Raw genomic sequence first — 17564 nt, forward strand, 5'->3', positions numbered from 1 at the left:
GCGCAGGCGCAGCCAGCGCGGAGCGCATTTTGTGTTAATGTTTGAGCGCCAGCGAGTAACACAAAATGTGCGTAGCGTTGGCCGTCGCTCTGCCGCTGTTTGTTATGCATTTTCCCATGCAAAAGCCGGGAGCTATCTCGTGCATTAGTGGTCTTTTTTTAGAACTGACAACTTTTCTTCAAGCTGAATATTTTTTAGCGTTAAATACTCTAGAGTGTTCCATATTCTTTTGAGCTTTCGCCCATCAATTATCGCTCCTTCTTGAGATCTATTGTAAATATTAACCATATTATTGTAGATACTGGTTACATCGGAAGACGAGATACCCTCTTCCACATTAAATTTACAAAGAAATTCTTTAAATCTATCATCGTTACGAAAAATATTGAAGGATCTATTGATTTCTTCAAGGTATACCCTTTCAGCCTCATTACTCATCCGCTAAATACTCTATGCATAACATTTATATAATGGTCATCATGACCACTATTATCTTGACTACTATTTCTAATGCAAATTTATGCCAACACGCCATCTTCTTCCACTAAATCAATAGATTGCAATCACTTAGTACTACCGACCCATCTAGAAAAATGATCATCATGACCACTATCCCCAATTTCAGCCACCCTTTCAACCCACTGATTTTGAAGCACTTTCCCGTAAGTTTGAATAACTCAAAAAAATAACAATCACAGTGACCATAAATCCTGTGCTGACCTCCCCACTCAGACTACCCATCCACCAACACCCGCCAAACCACCCCATCATCCGCCAGCCGCTTGCGCACCGTATAGGCGACACCACCCAACGTAATCACTGCCTCTGAGTTGTAAGTACCCACTTCACTCACCAGCAGGCTCAACTCAATGCGCGCCACCCGCAAACGATCATCCTCCTCAAAAAATAAATATTTTATCAGTTAACGCATCGCTCCCATTCGCCAGCTAATAAACCACCAGCATCTAATACCTCATCCTCAGCAACCATGCCGCCTCCCTCGTATAAAGAGAGACATAGTTTTACACGAGACTCTTCACCGTAAAAGTCTATCGAAAAATCAATTTGATTATTTACTAATTTATATTCACCTTGAAGATTTCTGTTATTTGCAATTTTATTTATTGGTGGACATTCATCAATCAAGTCGCTTACATCCCAAAATACATGACCACTTGACGAGAAGTAAAAATAGTAATAATCATACCCACCTCCATTCCAAACAATTTTCCTAAATAAATACGGAATCATAACTAATCTCTTAGATTGGAGCGACTGAACACATAACATTTATATAGTGGTCATCATGACCACTATTATCTTGACTACTATTTCTAATGCAAATTTACGCCAATACGCCATCTTCTTCCCCCCCTGTGTCAGGATAGTTGTCGCCTCTTTAAAATGAAAAAGTAAGACAGGGGGCGGTAAGAGGAGCAAATGCCCCGTTACTCAATAGAACGCAAAGCCTCAGTGCTTAAGAAGCTGCTGCCACCGGATAATCGGCCTATCCCAGAGTATAAAGGCGAAGTCATTCGATATTCCATCACGACAACTTTTCAACCGATAAGCACAAGCCAGCGCTTGCCGATATCAATACCACCCCCGCTCCAGCTTATAGCTCCTGAATATCTATCCGCATTACAGCAGTCGCTACAGACGCAACCGAATAGACTCAACCTCCGCTACCCAAGTCCATACAGCGGCTTCTCCAGCACCTATACCGAGTAGGGGCCTAAGTTTCACAATAAAGCCGCACATCGACACAGGCATCCCATATAATGGCAGGCTACTCTGTTTTTATTAGTATTTTGCGCCACCATTTATGTCCGAATTTAGTACCCACCGTTTCTGTACCGCACCACTACTGGATTGGAGTGACCGGCACTGCCGCTATTTGTGGCGCCTGCTGAGTAAGCGTGCGCGCCTGTATTCAGAAATGGTGACGACCGGAGCAATACTCCACGGGGACCGCCAGCGCCATTTACAGTTCGATGCCGCAGAGCAACCTGTCGCCCTGCAACTGGGAGGCAGTGACCCCCGCGAACTGGCGGAATGCGCCCGCATCGCCGAGGAGTGGGGCTACGCCGAAATCAACCTCAACTGTGGCTGCCCCAGTGACCGGGTCCAGTCCGGGCGTTTCGGCGCCTGCCTGATGGCAGAGCCGGATGTGGTTGCCGCAGGGCTCAGTGCCATGCGCGAAGCGGTATCTATCCCGGTTACGGTCAAGCACCGTATCGGTATCGACGATATGGAGGACTATCCCGGCCTGACCCGCTTTGTAGAGACCCAGGCCAGTGCCGGTGTGGACACCTTTATCGTGCACGCGCGCAAAGCCTGGCTGAAGGGACTGAGCCCCAAGGAAAACCGTGAGATCCCGCCTCTCAATTACGATATGGTCTACCAGCTGAAAAAAGACTACCCCCAGCTGCAAATTGTCATTAATGGTGGTATCAACTCAATTGAGGAGTGCCAGCAACATTTAAGCCATGTGGATGGTGTTATGCTGGGGCGCGCGGCCTACCAAACCCCGACGATTCTGGCCCAGGTAGACAGCCAGTTATTTGACGGCGAGGCCGGCCCGGACGCCATCCAGGTGGTAGAGCAGATGCTGCCCTATATCGAGGGGGAGATGCAGCGTGGACAGCGCTTGAACCATATCACCCGGCATATGCTCGGCTTGTTCCAGGGATTGCCCGGGGCACGGCGCTTTCGCCGCCACTTGAGTGAGAATGCCCACAAACCGGGCGCCGGTCCCGAAGTGCTGGAACAGGCGCTGGCCCTGATCACCCGGGCCGCTTAGAACACGATGGCTATACAAACCGATAAAAGTATTTAAGGGAGGAGTAATGAATAAGTTGGAGCAACTCAAACAGCGCAGCCAGGTTGTGGCCGATACGGGCGATATTGAAGCGATTCGCCGCTATCGCCCCCAGGATGCAACGACCAACCCCTCCCTGCTATTTAAAGCCGCTCAGCTTCCCCAGTACAACGATCATATCGCTGAGGCCCTGGTGTGGGCCGAGGACCGCCAGAACGGTTCAAACCCGGAAGACATTGCGCGCCTGGCCGCCATCAAGCTGGCCGTCAATATTGGCACTGAGATCTTACAGTTGGTGCCCGGGGTAGTCTCCACTGAAGTTGACGCGCGCCTCTCATTTGATACCCGCGCCACTATCGACTACGCGCGCCATCTGATCACCCTTTACGAGCGCGCCGGTATTGCCAAGGAGCGGGTGCTGATCAAGATCGCCTCGACATGGGAGGGCATTGCCGCCGCCTCGGTACTGGAGCGCGAGGGCATTCACTGCAATCTGACCCTGCTGTTCAACCAGGCCCAGGCAATTGCCTGTGCCGAGGCCGGAGTGACCCTGATCTCGCCCTTCGTCGGTCGAATCCTCGATTGGCATATTGCCAACAGCGATCGCGAGGCGTTTTCTGCACAAGAGGACCCCGGCGTAATCTCGGTGCGCAATATCTACGAGTACTACAAATCGCGGGATTACAAGACCATTGTGATGGGCGCCAGCTTCCGCAATACCGGCGAGATCGAGGCTTTGGCGGGCTGCGATCGGCTGACTATCAGCCCCCAGCTGCTCCAGGCCCTGGAGGACAGTGAAGCGCCTCTCGCCGCCGGTCTGCCCCCGGTCTCCGCATCCCTGTCCCGTCCAGCACAGGACCTGGCGGAAGCCGAGTTCCGCTTCCAGCTAAATAGCGATGCTATGGCCACGGAAAAGCTCGCCGATGGCATCCGCAATTTTGTGAAGGATCAGGAGCGCTTAGAGCTATTGTTACAGGATCGGGTAAAGGGACAGCAGAACATCCATGCTGCAACAAATCCGCAAGCTGTTTGAACAAATCGGCAATAGCGCTGATGTAGAGGCACGGGATGAAAAAGACGTGCGGATGATCAGCGCAGCGCTTTTGGTCGAGGTTGCCACCGTCGATCAAAAACTCGATAAGTGTGAGCGGGATACGCTCACACAACTCCTGTGCCAGCACTACGCGCTGGATCTCCCCAGCGCGAGCAAGATCGTTGCCGAAGCCATTGCCCAGCGGGACCAAGCCACCTCCCTCTTCGAGTTTACCCAGACGGTAAACGAGCAATTCAGCGAGAGGGACAAGTACCTGCTGATTCTACAGATGTGGCAGGTGGCCTTTTCGGATAGCGTTATCGAGGCGTTTGAAGAGCACCTGATTCGCAGGGTGGCAGAGTTAATTTACCTGCCACACGGGCTCTTTACCAAAGCCCGCGCCGAGGCGAGGGATATGCAGTGCCGCTAGCGGTTGTCAGAACTGGGCACTGGGAGTGAATAGGCGCTAGTGATACTGCACTGAAGGCTCGGCGAGCGGGGAGCATTCGCGCTCCAGGGTATGCACCAGATCGCGAAAAGTCTCGGCGTTTTGCTCGTTCATACTCATCAGCACCCGGTGGGCTTCCAGCACTTTTTCCCGCGCGGCGCACTCATCGGGGCTATTACACACCAGCGGTGTTGTGGGTACACTCAGGTCGTGAATCGCATCGCTGATTTCAACCAGTGAATCAAAGCCCATCGCATCCAGCAGGTGGCGGATACCTTTGCCCGCCGAAAAGATCAGCGGCTTGTCACAGCCCCGCTCCAGGGCGCGCATAGCGATTTTCGCCATCAGACCCAGGGTCGTGCTATCGACACCTTCTGCGCCACCGAGATCAAATGCCACACCGGCAAAATCACCTCGCGCAAACATATTGTCGATAAAGCTATCAAATGAGGTACAGAGGTTGAGACGGACATCACCTACTAACTTGATGACATAAATGCCCCGATGGGCCCCAACCATAATTTGCCCGGACTGCATAAAAACCCCTGGCTCACCCGAGTACACCTTTTGATATCAGTGCAGGCGGATGGCAAAAGTTCACTGGTAGAGAACACAATCGCGTTTAGCGTTTTTGGCGCCTCGTGCAATTTTGTGCATAAAGTGGGCGGAGCTTACTCCTGACCATGCAGACTGACAAGTGCGATAAAGCATAAAATTCGACTTTTCAGTCGAGTTTTTTCGACTGCAATTTTAACCTTTACTCGCAGCCTAAAGTCAGAATCGTAATATCGTCCGGCAGAGCACCAAAAGTATCTATTTTTAGAGCCTGACAAAGCGGTTCGAGCGCCCCTCCGCTCTCTGAAATAGCCTGCAAAAGCTGGGCCTCTTTATCGAGAAGATCCCCTTGCAGTAATTCGAGTACACCATCGGAACAGGCAACCAGACGCCAGCTGGGGGGGAGTTCGGCGCGCATTACCTGCCAGTTGCCCCGCTCAAAAATGCCCAGGGGGCGCCCTTTACCCGGCAACCAGTCCGTTGCGCCAGCAGTCACCAGGGCCGGCATGGGGATCTGCCCGGCAACCGCATAGTGCAACTGCCTGGCACCGCTGTCCACAACGCCTACAAACATGCTGGCGTGCTTGCCCAGCTTGGTGGATAACAGCTCGTTATTCACCAGGCTGAGAATATCGAGCAGGTCATCGCTGAGGGAATCCAGCTGCGCGAACAGCGGGCGCTCCCGCAAGCGATGCATAATGCTGTGCTTTATCAGTGCCGTTACCAGGGCCGAAGACACGCCGTGGCCCGATACATCGACCAGATAAAAAGCGACAAAGCGCTCACCGAACAGGCCGTAATCGACAAAGTCGCCGCTCAAATACAGGGAGGGAACCAGCCGGTAGGCCGCTTTTACACCGCTGGGGTATTGGTAGGGCGTGCGCGGCAACAGATGTTGCTGCAGTAAACGGCCGGCTTCCTGGTCCCGGCGCAACAATTCCACATGATCTCGCAGCTCGCTGTTGCGACGCTCAAGCGCCTCTTTATATTCGCGATTCTGTTTGGCGAGATTTTCCTCACCGCTGATTCGGCAGATCATGCGGTCAATCGCTGCCGCTTCTTGCAGGGGTTTTACCAGGTAATCCTTGGCGCCGAGGCGCATCGCCTGAAGTACGTCATCGGCTGCGGCCTCCGGAGCAATAATCACCGCAGCCACCTCTGGCGCTATGCGCTTGATACGGCGCAGCACCTCCAGTCCGCTCATATCCGGCAGGTAGCGATCAATTAATACAATGTGGTATGCGCCGGGGGCGAACTGACTGATAGCGTCTTCGCCGTTGCTGGCGACACTTACCTGAAAGCCAAAACGCGAAAGCGCCCCTCGCAAAAAATTGCGGGAGCGCTCATCGTCAGTTAGCACCAGGCTACTGAGGCCGGCCATAGAAGGCTCTAAACTTTATCTGCCTTAAGTGACAACTCAGTAATCGGAAGCCTCTTCCACAGCTCCCTGATCAATGGCCTCTGCGGCCTCCTCCTCGGTATGCACGTCCATTTCGCCATCGACAATCAAATAGTCGCGGCGCTGTAAGTAAGCATCCCGCAAAAGTACATAGCGATCCCCGTGCAGCAGAGACTCCGCTTGCAGGAGGCTGGCACGGCTCTGAATAATATCCGTCCCCTTAAAAACATACTTGGTCGCGTCGTGATCCACATAGGTCAAGGGGTTGGTGTAGTAATCCACGACTTTGGCCGGGGTATCCCGCACCGTGGATGGCCCGAGTAACGGCAGCACCAGGTAGGGGCCGGACGGCACTCCCCAAACGGCCAGGGTCTGACCGAAGTCCTCGCCATCCCCCTGCTCCAGGCCTATATGCTGGGCGACATCCAGAACACCGGCAATGCCCACGGTGGAATTTACCAGGAAGCGGCCGGCGTCATTGCCCGCCTGGCCCCACTTACCTTGCAGTACATCGTTAAAGGTATTGCTGACTTCACGCAGGTTGTCGAAAAAATTACTGACACCGTGCTGAATGAAAATCGGGGTAATTTGGCGATAGCTGACAGCGGCGGGCTTCAATACGTAGCGATCGGCGCCATCGTTAAAGGAGAATATGGCGCGGTTAAAACCTTCCCAGGGGTCGCGAAGTGATAAATCCTCCCCCTCGGCACCACCAAATTCATCGGCGGGATCAAAGCCGTACTCATCTTCGAGAGACAGGCCCCCACTATCGCTATTGGCACTCTCCGCTGCGCTGCTATCTACCGCTGCCGGGGCTTGAGCTGCGCCCGCAAACGGATCTTGTTGCGCTAACGCTCCTACTGGCGTAACAGCGATCAGAGTTGCCATTAACCAGGGCGATAAAGTTTTGCTTCCAAGCACAACCCTGCTCCTCTTTTATCAAACTAGTGAGACCAAGGATTCTAACGCCCTCGTAATTCGTAAGCTACCCTCGGCAGCATAGCAGCTGGGATTTGCCAAAGATAAAGGAGTTTCAGGCAAGCACAGATCAGGCCTGAAAACCGGCAATAATCCCTTTATTTAGCAGCTTTTCTAATAAATCAGAACCAAAACCAAACAAAGAGTCACGACTAATATTAGGCAATTCCTGAGCCATTTGTTCCAAAATTTGTAAGCCGGTGTAATTGCCCACCGAAGCCAACTGCAGCAAGCGGGCAGTGACCGCATTGACCTCCATAAAATTCACCCTGTCTGCACGATCCCGGTAGACAAACAGAAACGTCGCTGTCTCCGGTGGCTCTTGGGGCTGAAAATCAGGCCCTAAGCGGTGCACCGGGTAGCGGTAGCTGAGGCTCCATACCAGCGGGGAGACAACGGGAACCTGCCGCAGAACATCACCCTCAGTGAGCAGTCCCTGCGGCTGCGGCACATCGCTGACATCGAGGGCCAGTTCCACCCATTCATAGTGCGCAAGCTCCAACAGAAACGGCGGGTCTTGGGGTTGCTCACCCCGCTCATTTTGCAAATAGGCGAGGAACTCTTCACTGATCTGCAAAAAATAGGGGCTGACGGATGTGTGCTCGCAGACAAAATCCCGCACCATTTGCTGCCAGTTTTCATCGCTGTAAAGGCTGCGCAACACCGGAAAGCCGCTGGCAATAAAGGATTCAATATTGTTGTAAATCAAATCCCGATAAATAGCGACACGCCGATCTTCAATTTCGGCAGGTGGCAAAACCCGCTCGGGCGCGCGCAAGTGGGCGGCAAAATCCCGCTGCACACGCTTAAAAGTTTCCGGCTTATCGGCGATTGAGGGCATAGTTTTCTTCCACCTGCTGGCTGGCCTGAATCGTCTTAATACGCCCGACTTCTTCGAGTAATGTGGCAATAGGGGGAATATTAAAATCCCGCTCCAGGAGCGTCGGCACTACACCGTGAATTTCATAGGCGCGCTCAAGTAGCTCCCACACCGGATCGATCACCGCAGCACCGTGCGTGTCCACTTTTAAATCCTCCGCCTCATCATAGTGCCCGGCAATATGCGCGTAGCGGATTCTCTCTGTGGGCAGTGCGGAGAGAAATTCGAGGGGGTCGTAGCGGTGATTAATGGAATTGACATAAATATTGTTTACATCCAGCAGCAAATCACAGTCCGCTTCTTGCAGCACCGCAGTCAAAAAGGCCAACTCACTCATTTCCTGGCCCGGTGCCGCGTAGTAGGACACATTTTCCATCGCGATGCGCTCCCCCAGTGCGTCCTGCACCATGCGAATTCGCTCGGACACATACATCACCGCTTCCTGGGTAAAGGGAATTGGCAACAAATCGTACAGGTGGCCGTGATCGGAGCAGTAACTCAAATGCTCACTGTAGCCGCGAATATTGTGCTGCTGGATAAATTTTTTAATAGCGCCCACCAGCTCCATATCGAGTGGTTCCGGTGCGCCGATAGACAGCGATAAACCGTGCAGCAGAAAGGGAAAACGCTCGGTATATTCCCTAAACCAGCGCCCATAGCGGCCGCCGACACCAATCCAGTTTTCCGGCGCGACTTCGAGGAAATCCACTGCACCGGTTTCGAGATTCTCCCCCATCATTGAACGGCGCAGCCCAAATCCTGCACCGTCTACGGAAAAGTTGCGCAACACTTTAGGTCTCACTTTTCTCAGTAGTCAATAAATAACCGGGAGGAACACGAATGCGCCCCTCCCTTTTGGGCTCTGGTAAAAATTACCCGCCGCACTTACCTTCGCCGCACTTACCTTCTTTTTTCTTGCCTTCGCCGCACTTACCTTCGCCGCATTTACCTTCTTTTTCCTTGCCCTCGCCGCACTTACCTTCGCCGCACTTACCCTCTTTCTCTTTATCATCACCATCGTGACTGGCCAATGCCACGTTGTAGCCGGAACTCAGGTCCTCTGCCGCAAAGGGGTTGGCATCACTGTTGGCGGCAGAGACATTCATCGCCGCCGATGCAATAAATGCCGCGCCAACCGCAGCGGCCACAGGGGAAAGGTGCTTGTTGCTCATGGGTAATCTCCTAATTAGGTATCCTTAGCAATAAAAAGTACAAGAGACTCTTTTCGACTTCGCAGAAGTATAATGCTGCGAAGCAAGAACCCCTCATCAAATAAAGCCCGCCACAAAATAACCGCTATCAAGCGGTCATTCTGGGCTCCAGGCCTACTTTCAGTACTTCTGTCGGCTTATCCTTTAAAATCTTACAGTCGATCAAATTTTTTTTGTGACCCCGCCTCCATAGCGAGCATCAGCCGAGCAAACCCTTCCCATCAATTTCTGTCCACGCCTTACTCAGACGCTTGGACGATACAGGCATCAGGGTTTTTAGGGTCTGCGCAAATAAGGAAACACGGAATTCCTCCAACATCCAGCGAAATTCGCGCAATTCAGCCTCTGCGGAGACTTCTCTGAACGAATATTTCTCCACTTGCGCCTGATAGGGCTCCGCTGCTTTCTGATACTCAACCTGCAACTTGCGGTCGCGGTTAGGGTCGAGAGCGGCCTTTTCCAAACGCAGTGCAACCGCCTTCAGGTAGCGGCCGTACTGGCGCAACCACGCCAGCGGGGTGTCAAACAGGCAACCGCGATAGAAGAGGCCCGCCAGCTGCTGCTGGATATCCCCCACCGCCATCGCGACTGCCAGGTTTTTCTGCTGCTTGATTTGTTTACGCAGGGGCACCAGCTGGGCCAGAGCCTTGACCAGCAGATCGCCAATCTCCTGGGCCACCCCCACCAGATCGCCGTCATTTTCCAGCGCGGAGAGAAACTCCGCTTCAGTGCGCGGCCACGCTTCGTCAGCCCAGAATACCTCGCGCACCGCCGCCATCAGGATATCGTCGGCCACCTCTTCACGGCGCCCCAGATCGGCGGCGGAAAGCCCCAACTCCTTGCCGCGCAGCAGCTCTTTGCGCAGGTACTTCACCTTCTCCGGCAGGTGCAGCAGGGCCAGGCGACAAATACCGGCTCGACTGAGCCTGCGGGCCTCGCTGGGGTTATCCAGTAGCTTCAGAGAGACACTGTCTTTCTCCTCAACCAGGGCCGGGTAAGCCCGCACCTTGAGGCCACCCTGGTTGAGGGTGTGGGTTTCCGGAAGATCACCGAAATCCCAGCGGGTGATCCCCTGCCGCTCAAAGCTGTCGCCGGCACTGGCCAGTCCCTGCTGCACCCGGTCGCGATAGCGCGCCTGCAACAGGGCCAGATCGCGGTCCTGGTCCAGCAGTTTGCCGGCCTCATCCATCACCTGGATATTGAAGCGGTAATAATCTTCCAGAGCCCGCTCGGCGGACTCCCACACGTCATCGGGTAACTGTTGTGCCGTCTGGCGCTTCAACTCCAGCGCCAGCGACTGCCACAGCGGTGTGTTGTCCGCGCGCAGTCGCGGCAAAGCCTTATCTACCGCAGCCGGCACCGGCACAAAGTACTTGCGCCACTGTTTCGGCAGGGCTTTTACCAGGGCAATGCATTTATCCCGCAGAATCCCCGGCACCAACCAGGAGAGGCGGGCTGCCGGCACCTGGTGCAATGCCGCCACCGGTACCTGAATGCTGACGCCATCATCCACACTACCCGGCTCGAAATGGTAACTGAGCGGATAGACGATACCGCCCGCAGCCAATTCATCGGGGAATTGGGCTTCACCCACGTGATCGGCACTCTGCTGCATCAATAGATCGCGGGGGATAAACAGCAGCTGGGTATCGCCGGCTTCCGCTTTCTTGCGCCAGTGCTCAAACCCTGCCAGATTGACGATATCCGCAGGGATACGCTCATCGAAGAAGCGGTATACCACTTCGTCATCCACCAGAATATCCCGGCGGCGGGATTTGGCTTCCAGCTCTTCCAGGGACTTTAAAAGGTCGAGGTAGTGCCTATAAAAGCGCCCCTTGCCGCGATAGCGCTGCTCCACCAGTGCCTGGCGAATAAACACTTCCCGCGAAGTTTGCGGGTCCAGTTTGCCGTAGGGGATTCGGCGTTTTTCCACCAGCACCAAGCCGTAAAGGGAGACCTTCTCAAAGGCCATCACCTGCCCGGAGCGGGTATCAAAATGGGGCTCAAAATAATTGCGTTTAACCAGGTGTTGCGCGGCGGCCAATATCCACTCGGGCTCCACCTTGGCGACCGTGTGGGCAAACAGGCGGCTGGTCTCCAGCAACTGGGCGGACACCACCCAGCGGGGAGGTTTTTTAAATTGCCCGGAACCGGGGAAAATATGGAAACGACGATTGCGGCAACCGTTAAACTCTTTGTTTTCATCGCGCGCGCCAATATTGCCCAGCAAACCGACCACTATGGCCTGGTGTATCGCCGGGTATTCCGCCGGCTCTTTGTTTTCCTTCACATCGAGATCGCGACAAGCCACGCGCAGCTGGTGGTGGATATCTCGCCACTCGCGCATACGCAGCCAGGACAGGAAGTTTTTCTGGCACCACTTGCGCAGCTGGTTTTGACTCAGCTCCTGGCGCTGGGCCTCAAAGGCATCCCACAACTGAACAAAGGATAGAAAGTCCGATTGCTCATGCTGCCACTGGCGATGCTTTTCATCGGCGGCCTGGCGTTTTTCCGCCGGGCGCTCGCGCGGGTCCTGCACCGCCAGGGCGGCGACAATAATTAACAGTTCGCGCGCGCTGCCATTCTCCGCCCCCGCCAGCAACATACGGCTCAGGCGCGGGTCCAGGGGCAGCCTCGACAGAGCCCGCCCCAATGGGGTGACTCTGCCCTGCTCATCCACCGCCTGTAACTCCTGCAACAGCTTATAGCCGTCGTTGATCAGGCGCGGGTCCGGTGGATCGACAAAAGGAAATTCACGAATATCGCCAATGCGCAGCTGCAACATTTGCAGAATGACTGCGGCCAGATTGGTGCGCAGGATTTCCGCATCGGTAAATTCCGCGCGCTGGGCAAAATCCCGCTCTTCATACAAGCGCACGCAGACACCGGCGCTGACACGACCACAGCGGCCGGCGCGCTGGTTGGCGCTGGCCTGGGAAACCGGCTCGATAGGCAGGCGCTGAATTTTGCTGCGGTAGCTGTAGCGGCTGACACGGGCGGTGCCCGGGTCGATCACATAGCGAATGCCCGGCACCGTAATAGAGGTCTCCGCCACATTAGTGGCGAGGACAATACGGCGGCCTTTATGGCCGTGAAAAACTTTGGCCTGCTCCGCCAGGCTCAGGCGCGCATACAAAGGCAGCACCTCCAATTGCGCTATCTGTGCATCGCGCAGGGCCTTGGCGCACTCGCGGATCTCCCGCTCGCCGCTCATAAATACCAGGATATCCCCACCGCGCCGACTGCTGGATTTCTCCTCGTGCAGCAACTCCTCCACGGCGGCGACAACCTGCTCGTTGAGATCTGCATCCGTATCCGCTGCAGGGCGGTAGTGTACTTCCACCGGGTAGGTACGACCGGAAACCTCGATAATCGGCGCATCGTCAAAGTGCCGGGAAAATTTTTCCAGGTCGATAGTCGCCGAGGTAATAATCAGTTTCAGATCCGGGCGCTTGGGCAGGAGGGTTTTCAAATAGCCCAGCAGGAAATCAATATTGAGGCTGCGCTCATGGGCCTCATCGATAATCAGCGTGTCGTATTTATTTAACAGCGGGTCGCGCTGAATTTCAGCCAGCAGAATACCGTCTGTCATCAGTTTGACATGGGTATGCTCGGTACTGTGGTCGGTAAAGCGCACCTGGTAACCGACCGATTCCCCCAGGGGTTGCTGCAACTCCTCGGCGATGCGGCTGGCCACCGTGCGCGCGGCAATTCTGCGCGGCTGGGTGTGGCCGATCTGACCGTAAATACCCCGCCCCAGGGACAGACAGATTTTCGGCAACTGGGTGGTTTTACCCGAACCGGTCTCACCGGCAATCACCACCACCTGGTTTTTCTCGATCTGTGCGGCAATTTCCTCCCGCCGCGCCACCACCGGCAGCGCCTCCGGCCACTGTACTTCGGGTAATTTGCGCCGGCGCTCTTGCGCCAGGGACTCAGACGCTTGGAGCTGCTGCTCCAGCTGAACCAGCATACGGTCTACCGGCTTGCCCTCTTTCTGGCGCCGGCGCACATTTTTGACCGTCCTACGCAATCCATAGCGATCGCGCCCCATGGCCGTGGAGATTCGGGCTTGCAGGGCACCCAGAACTTTTTCTGCTTCGGTGTGACTCATAATTCGTACAGCAATGGCAAACGCGGGATTATACCCCCTGAGCATCGCAGGGCTATCAAACCTTATTGTGGCGTTCATCTATACTGGAGCGAATAGCACTTCCCCTGAGCAGCGCAGCCTTTACTGCTGGCGCGACAATCTCAGGGATATACCTTGCGAGCGGTACTATGCAAGAGATCAAGCCCAAGCCCCCCACCAGTGCCGGACAACTGTTTGGCCACCCCAAGGGACTCTTCCTGCTGTTTGGCACCGAGATGTGGGAGCGCCTCAGCTACTACGGCATGCGCGGTATTTTTGTCTTCTATCTGACCTCCACCGCCACCGCCGCAGTCTTCGGCTGGGAGCAGCTCACCGATACCGAATTGCAGTCCAAGGCCCTCAGCTATCTGGGCTGGTACGCAATGCTGGTGTACCTGACACCGATTATCGGCGGCTGGATGGCGGACAACCGCTGGGGCCAGCGCCGCTGTATCATGTTTGGCGGCACCCTGATGATGCTGGGACAGTTCGCCCTGGGCTTTCCCCACAGCTGGCTGCCCAATGGCAGCCAGCTTTATATGCTATGGCTCGGCCTGGCCCTACTGATTATCGGCAACGGTTTCTTTAAACCGAATATCTCCACCATGGTCGGGGACCTCTATGAAGAGGGCGACCACCGCCGGGATACCGCCTTCACCATTTTTTATATGGGCATCAACCTGGGCTCCATCCTCGGCTACCTGGTGGTGGGCTGGATTGGGGAAAAGGTCGATTATCAGCTGGCCTTTATCGTCGCCGGTCTCGGTATGCTGGCCGGACTGCTGCTGCAAATGACCCAGGCCAAGCGCTATCTGGGGGAAATCGGTGTAGAGCCTTCCGCGCACCTGGAACAAAAAGACAAGAAAGACGAGGAAATCGATAAGCACCGCCCGCTCACCCTGGAAGAGCGGGACCGCATCAAGGTCATTCTGGTACTGGGGGTATTTATTGTCATTTTCTGGGCCGGCTTTGAGCAGGCCGCCGGCTCAATGAACTTATTTGCCAAATATCGAACCGACCTGAATGTACTGGGATGGGAGGTGCCCGCCAGTTGGCTACAGATGGTGAACCCCCTATTTATTATTATTCTCGCACCGATTATGGCCAGTATCTGGGTCGGTATGGGAGATCGGGAACCCAGCTCACCGGCGAAATTCAGTTTGGGGCTGATTTTTCTCGGCGTGGGTTTTTTATCCATGTGCGGTGCCGCCCTACAGATCGGCGATTCCGAGACGGTTAAAGCGAGTATTTGGTGGCTGGTATTCGCCTATATTTTCCATACCATTGGCGAACTCTGCCTGTCGCCGATCGGGCTCTCGGTAGTGACCAAGCTGTCCCCCCTGCGCTATTTATCCCTGATGATGGGATTGTGGTTTGCCTTTATTGGTATTGCGAATAAAGGCGCCGCTGAAATAGGAAAACTGGTGGGGGTCTCCGGCCCCCTCGCCACCTTCGGCGGGGTCGCCCTGGCGGCGATTATTGCAGGAATTATTCTGTACTTTATTCGCGAGAAACTGGTGGACTGGATGCACGGAGCGGAGGAGGTTCACGTAAAAGTGGGCGAAACCACCCAGGAGGAGCTGAGCATCACCGCCGATCACGACGGTGTCCCGCCCAAGCATTTTAGCGGCAATGACAAATAGAGGGGGCTATCCATAAAGGGCATATTTTGCGAACACGGGCCACGCTTTCTAGAGTTAACCAATAGCGGACCACTAAAGGGAAAACGCCTAGCGGTAAAAGACCTTTTTCAGTTAAAAGGCGAGAAAAATACGGCGGGTAACCCCGAGTGGTATAACACGCACCCCGCCGCCACTAAAACCGCAACCAGCTTGCGCCAGCTACTCGAGGCGGGGGCTACTTTTGTAGGCTTTACTCACCTTGATGAACTGGCCTACAGCATGCAGGGGAGTAATTTGCACTACGGTTGCGCCGACAACCCCAGACTGCCCGGTTATTTTTGCGGCGGTTCCTCCATGGGTTCAGCCGCCGCCGTGGCTGCGGGAATGGCCGATATTGCCCTGGGTACCGACACCGGCGGATCGGTGCGAGTCCCCGCGAGCTATTGTGGTTTATTCGGTATTCGAACCAGCCACTCACTTATCCCAACCGACGGTGTTATCGGTTTGGCCCCCTGCTTTGATACTGTCGGTTGGTTCAGCCAAACACCATCACTTCTGTTGGACGTCGGTAAAATCCTGATCCCAACGCAGTACTTATCCACAGACAGAGCGGCCCGCCTGGTTATTTGCCCCGAAATCCACCAGTTGGCAGATCCATCCATTCGAGTCGCAATCCAAGAGTTGATACCTACACTCGGCGATCAATTTTCTCTCTGCGAAACCATACACTTGCCCGATACTGAATTACTGGATGAATTGGCCGATATATTCCGGATTTTACAGGGCCGCGCCATTGCCAATACTCACGGGGCCTGGCTGCGAAAATACCAACCGGTATTGGCACAGGATATCGCCGCAAGGATTACTATAGCGCTCTCCATTGGCGATGATGAAGTGTTGTGGGCCGCTAACAGGCGGCGGCGCTGGTGCCAATGGATGGAGCGATTACTGCCGGATAATAACAGCGTTCTATTAATACCAACGACGCCTACGACCGCACCGAAGAAAGGCGGCGCTATCGAAGCTGACAAGCTACAAAAACATCGCCAGCGCCTATTGGGCTTAACCGCTATTGCAGGACTGTGGGGCGCGCCCCAGTGCCACCTGCCACTGCTCTCTATTCGAGAAGGTCACAGTGACAGGGATACTGAGGTGCAGAAACCCTCGGGCTTCTCTCTGGTCATGGCGCCGAACAGGGACCTTTCCCTGCTGACACTGATAAAACAATTAACCCAATATCGGCAAGACATCACAGGCAGTACCCGAGGTACAGCCTGAGCAAATCATCGCGCAAAGGGCCGCTTAACGCCCTTTGACCAAATAGGCGATAGCCCGATCCAATCCCTCCAGGGTCATCGGATACATATGTCCATCCACCAGGCGCTGGGTCATACCGATACTGGGGGTATACTGCCAGTACTCCTCCCCTACGGGGTTTAACCAGACCAGGTTACTGTAGGTATCGGTGACACGCTCCATCCAGGCCGCGCCGGGCTCTTCATTCATATGCTCGACACTGCCGAAGCGACTGGTAATTTCAAAGGGTGCCATAGATGCATCGCCGACAAAAATTACCTTGTAGTCCTTGCCGTAAGTGCGCAGTATTTCCAGCAGCGAAGTATTTTCACTGTAGCGCCGCTGATTGTCTTTCCACACATGTTCGTAGACAAAGTTGTGAAAATAGAAATATTCGAGGTGCTTGAACTCGGAGCGGCAAGCGGAGAACAACTCTTCACACACGCGCACATAGGGGTCCATAGAGCCCCCCACATCAAAGAAGATCAGCACCTTAATCGCGTTATGCCGCTCCGGCACCATTTGAATATCCAGTAATCCCGCATTGCGCGCGGTGGAGGAAATGGTGTTATCCAGATCCAGCTCTTCGGCGGCGCCGGTGCGGGCAAATTTACGCAGTTTGCGCAGAGCCACCTGAATATTGCGAGTACCCAGGCCGATGCTGTCATCCAGATTTTTAAACTGGCGCTTCTCCCACACTTTCGACGCCGAGCGATTGCGACCTTTGCCGCCCACCCGAATACCGCCGGGGTGATAACCGCTGTTGCCAAACGGGCTGGTGCCGCCGGTGCCAATCCAGCGATTGCCACCGCTGTGGCGCTTCTTCTGCTCCTCAAGGCGCTTCTTGAATTCCTCCAGCAGCTTTTCCAAGCCACCGAGGCTTTGCACCTGGGCCTTTTCCTCTTCGCTCAGTTGCTTCATAAACTCCGCCCGCAGCCAGTCCTCGGGGATCATTTGCTCAACAATATCGTCGAGGGTCTCCAAGTCCTTAAAATAGGCGGCAAAAGCGCGGTCGAATTTATCGAAGTGCTTCTCGTCCTTGACTAGGCAGACACGGGCGAGGAAGTAAAATTCCTCCAGATCGGCAAATACCAGGCGCTGCTGCAGTGCCTCGATCAGGGCCAGCAGCTCGGTGATAGTTACCGGTAATTTGTAGCGGCGTAAATTCAGGAAAAAGCCAATCAGCATA

16 protein-coding genes are annotated in these 17564 nt (G+C 54.6%); 5 read left to right on the forward strand and 11 right to left on the reverse strand.

Annotated features, from left to right (window positions below; translation table 11 throughout):
* Positions 1 to 144: 144 nt before the first annotated feature.
* From ACJJIK_RS11055 to ACJJIK_RS11065, 3 genes are all read right to left on the reverse strand, one after another.
* The gene (locus tag ACJJIK_RS11055; protein ID WP_444917897.1) at positions 145 to 438 is read right to left on the reverse strand and encodes a hypothetical protein; all 294 of its coding nucleotides are present in this window, start codon (positions 436 to 438) and stop codon (positions 145 to 147) included.
* Between the two features lie 295 nt (positions 439 to 733).
* Positions 734 to 886, reverse strand: a complete 153-nt coding sequence (locus tag ACJJIK_RS11060) for a hypothetical protein (protein WP_444932217.1) — start codon at positions 884 to 886, stop codon at positions 734 to 736.
* 32 nt (positions 887 to 918) lie between these two features.
* Entirely contained in the window at positions 919 to 1251 is a 333-nt protein-coding gene (locus ACJJIK_RS11065; protein ID WP_444932218.1) for a hypothetical protein, read from the reverse strand.
* A gap of 574 nt (positions 1252 to 1825) precedes the next feature.
* Between ACJJIK_RS11065 and dusA the strand changes: the two genes are divergently transcribed.
* From dusA to ACJJIK_RS11080, 3 genes are read left to right on the forward strand one after another with little or no spacing between them, the layout of a single operon-like run.
* Entirely contained in the window at positions 1826 to 2803 is a 978-nt protein-coding gene (gene dusA / locus ACJJIK_RS11070; RefSeq protein WP_444932219.1) for a tRNA dihydrouridine(20/20a) synthase DusA, read from the forward strand.
* A 46-nt stretch (positions 2804 to 2849) separates the two neighbouring features.
* On the forward strand, positions 2850 to 3854 hold the full coding sequence (gene tal / locus ACJJIK_RS11075) for a transaldolase (protein ID WP_444942772.1): 1005 nt from the start codon (positions 2850 to 2852) through the stop codon (positions 3852 to 3854).
* A complete protein-coding gene (locus ACJJIK_RS11080) occupies positions 3826 to 4284 on the forward strand; it encodes a tellurite resistance TerB family protein (protein ID WP_444932221.1) in 459 nt (152 codons plus the stop codon). The genes tal and ACJJIK_RS11080 overlap by 29 nt, the downstream gene beginning before the upstream one ends.
* 36 nt (positions 4285 to 4320) lie before the next feature.
* On the opposite strand, the gene ACJJIK_RS11085 is transcribed toward ACJJIK_RS11080, so the two are convergent.
* From ACJJIK_RS11085 to hrpA, 7 genes are all read right to left on the reverse strand, one after another.
* The gene (locus ACJJIK_RS11085; RefSeq protein ID WP_444932222.1) at positions 4321 to 4839 is read right to left on the reverse strand and encodes an STAS domain-containing protein; all 519 of its coding nucleotides are present in this window, start codon (positions 4837 to 4839) and stop codon (positions 4321 to 4323) included.
* A 220-nt stretch (positions 4840 to 5059) separates the two neighbouring features.
* Positions 5060 to 6238, reverse strand: a complete 1179-nt coding sequence (locus tag ACJJIK_RS11090) for a PP2C family protein-serine/threonine phosphatase (protein ID WP_444942773.1) — start codon at positions 6236 to 6238, stop codon at positions 5060 to 5062.
* Between the two features lie 36 nt (positions 6239 to 6274).
* Positions 6275 to 7177, reverse strand: a complete 903-nt coding sequence (locus ACJJIK_RS11095; protein ID WP_444932224.1) for an MlaA family lipoprotein — start codon at positions 7175 to 7177, stop codon at positions 6275 to 6277.
* 127 nt (positions 7178 to 7304) lie between these two features.
* Positions 7305 to 8075, reverse strand: coding sequence for an HvfC family RiPP maturation protein (locus tag ACJJIK_RS11100; RefSeq protein WP_444932225.1), 771 nt, complete (start codon positions 8073 to 8075; stop codon positions 7305 to 7307).
* A complete protein-coding gene (locus ACJJIK_RS11105) occupies positions 8056 to 8901 on the reverse strand; it encodes an HvfB family MNIO-type RiPP peptide maturase (protein ID WP_444945059.1) in 846 nt (281 codons plus the stop codon). The genes ACJJIK_RS11100 and ACJJIK_RS11105 overlap by 20 nt, the downstream gene beginning before the upstream one ends.
* An 85-nt stretch (positions 8902 to 8986) precedes the next feature.
* On the reverse strand, positions 8987 to 9286 hold the full coding sequence (locus ACJJIK_RS11110) for an HvfA family oxazolone/thioamide-modified RiPP metallophore (RefSeq protein WP_444932226.1): 300 nt from the start codon (positions 9284 to 9286) through the stop codon (positions 8987 to 8989).
* 238 nt (positions 9287 to 9524) lie between these two features.
* Entirely contained in the window at positions 9525 to 13439 is a 3915-nt protein-coding gene (gene hrpA / locus ACJJIK_RS11115) for an ATP-dependent RNA helicase HrpA (protein ID WP_444942774.1), read from the reverse strand.
* 167 nt (positions 13440 to 13606) lie between these two features.
* On the opposite strand from hrpA, the gene ACJJIK_RS11120 reads away from it, so the two are divergent.
* Together ACJJIK_RS11120 and ACJJIK_RS11125 are read left to right on the forward strand one after the other, a co-directional pair.
* Positions 13607 to 15100 (forward strand): peptide MFS transporter, encoded by a 1494-nt coding sequence (locus tag ACJJIK_RS11120; protein WP_444942775.1) that lies wholly within the window; start codon positions 13607 to 13609, stop codon positions 15098 to 15100.
* 21 nt (positions 15101 to 15121) lie between these two features.
* Positions 15122 to 16357 carry an amidase family protein gene (locus tag ACJJIK_RS11125; RefSeq protein WP_444945060.1) on the forward strand — a complete coding sequence of 412 codons (1236 nt, stop codon included), beginning with the start codon at positions 15122 to 15124 and terminating at the stop codon, positions 16355 to 16357.
* 24 nt (positions 16358 to 16381) lie between these two features.
* Here ACJJIK_RS11125 and ACJJIK_RS11130 read toward each other — a convergent pair whose 3' ends face one another.
* A complete protein-coding gene (locus tag ACJJIK_RS11130) occupies positions 16382 to 17563 on the reverse strand; it encodes a vWA domain-containing protein (RefSeq protein ID WP_444942776.1) in 1182 nt (393 codons plus the stop codon).
* Position 17564 lies beyond the last annotated feature (1 nt).

The sequence above is a fragment of the Microbulbifer regidiadema (SeqCode) genome, from assembly GCF_052466995.1.

What these genes read in the sequence shown, in the direction of transcription:
- ACJJIK_RS11100 (WP_444932225.1), bottom strand. Translation starts at nt 8,075, where the DNA reads ATGCCCTCAATCGCCGATAAGCCGGAAACTTTTAAGCGTGTGCAGCGG.
- ACJJIK_RS11055 (WP_444917897.1), bottom strand. Translation starts at nt 438, where the DNA reads ATGAGTAATGAGGCTGAAAGGGTATACCTTGAAGAAATCAATAGATCC.
- ACJJIK_RS11120 (WP_444942775.1), top strand. Translation starts at nt 13,607, where the DNA reads ATGCAAGAGATCAAGCCCAAGCCCCCCACCAGTGCCGGACAACTGTTT.
- hrpA (WP_444942774.1), bottom strand. Translation starts at nt 13,439, where the DNA reads ATGAGTCACACCGAAGCAGAAAAAGTTCTGGGTGCCCTGCAAGCCCGA.
- ACJJIK_RS11080 (WP_444932221.1), top strand. Translation starts at nt 3,826, where the DNA reads ATGCTGCAACAAATCCGCAAGCTGTTTGAACAAATCGGCAATAGCGCT.
- ACJJIK_RS11085 (WP_444932222.1), bottom strand. Translation starts at nt 4,839, where the DNA reads ATGCAGTCCGGGCAAATTATGGTTGGGGCCCATCGGGGCATTTATGTC.
- ACJJIK_RS11090 (WP_444942773.1), bottom strand. Translation starts at nt 6,238, where the DNA reads ATGGCCGGCCTCAGTAGCCTGGTGCTAACTGACGATGAGCGCTCCCGC.
- ACJJIK_RS11110 (WP_444932226.1), bottom strand. Translation starts at nt 9,286, where the DNA reads ATGAGCAACAAGCACCTTTCCCCTGTGGCCGCTGCGGTTGGCGCGGCA.
- ACJJIK_RS11065 (WP_444932218.1), bottom strand. Translation starts at nt 1,251, where the DNA reads ATGATTCCGTATTTATTTAGGAAAATTGTTTGGAATGGAGGTGGGTAT.
- tal (WP_444942772.1), top strand. Translation starts at nt 2,850, where the DNA reads ATGAATAAGTTGGAGCAACTCAAACAGCGCAGCCAGGTTGTGGCCGAT.
- ACJJIK_RS11130 (WP_444942776.1), bottom strand. Translation starts at nt 17,563, where the DNA reads ATGCTGATTGGCTTTTTCCTGAATTTACGCCGCTACAAATTACCGGTA.
- dusA (WP_444932219.1), top strand. Translation starts at nt 1,826, where the DNA reads ATGTCCGAATTTAGTACCCACCGTTTCTGTACCGCACCACTACTGGAT.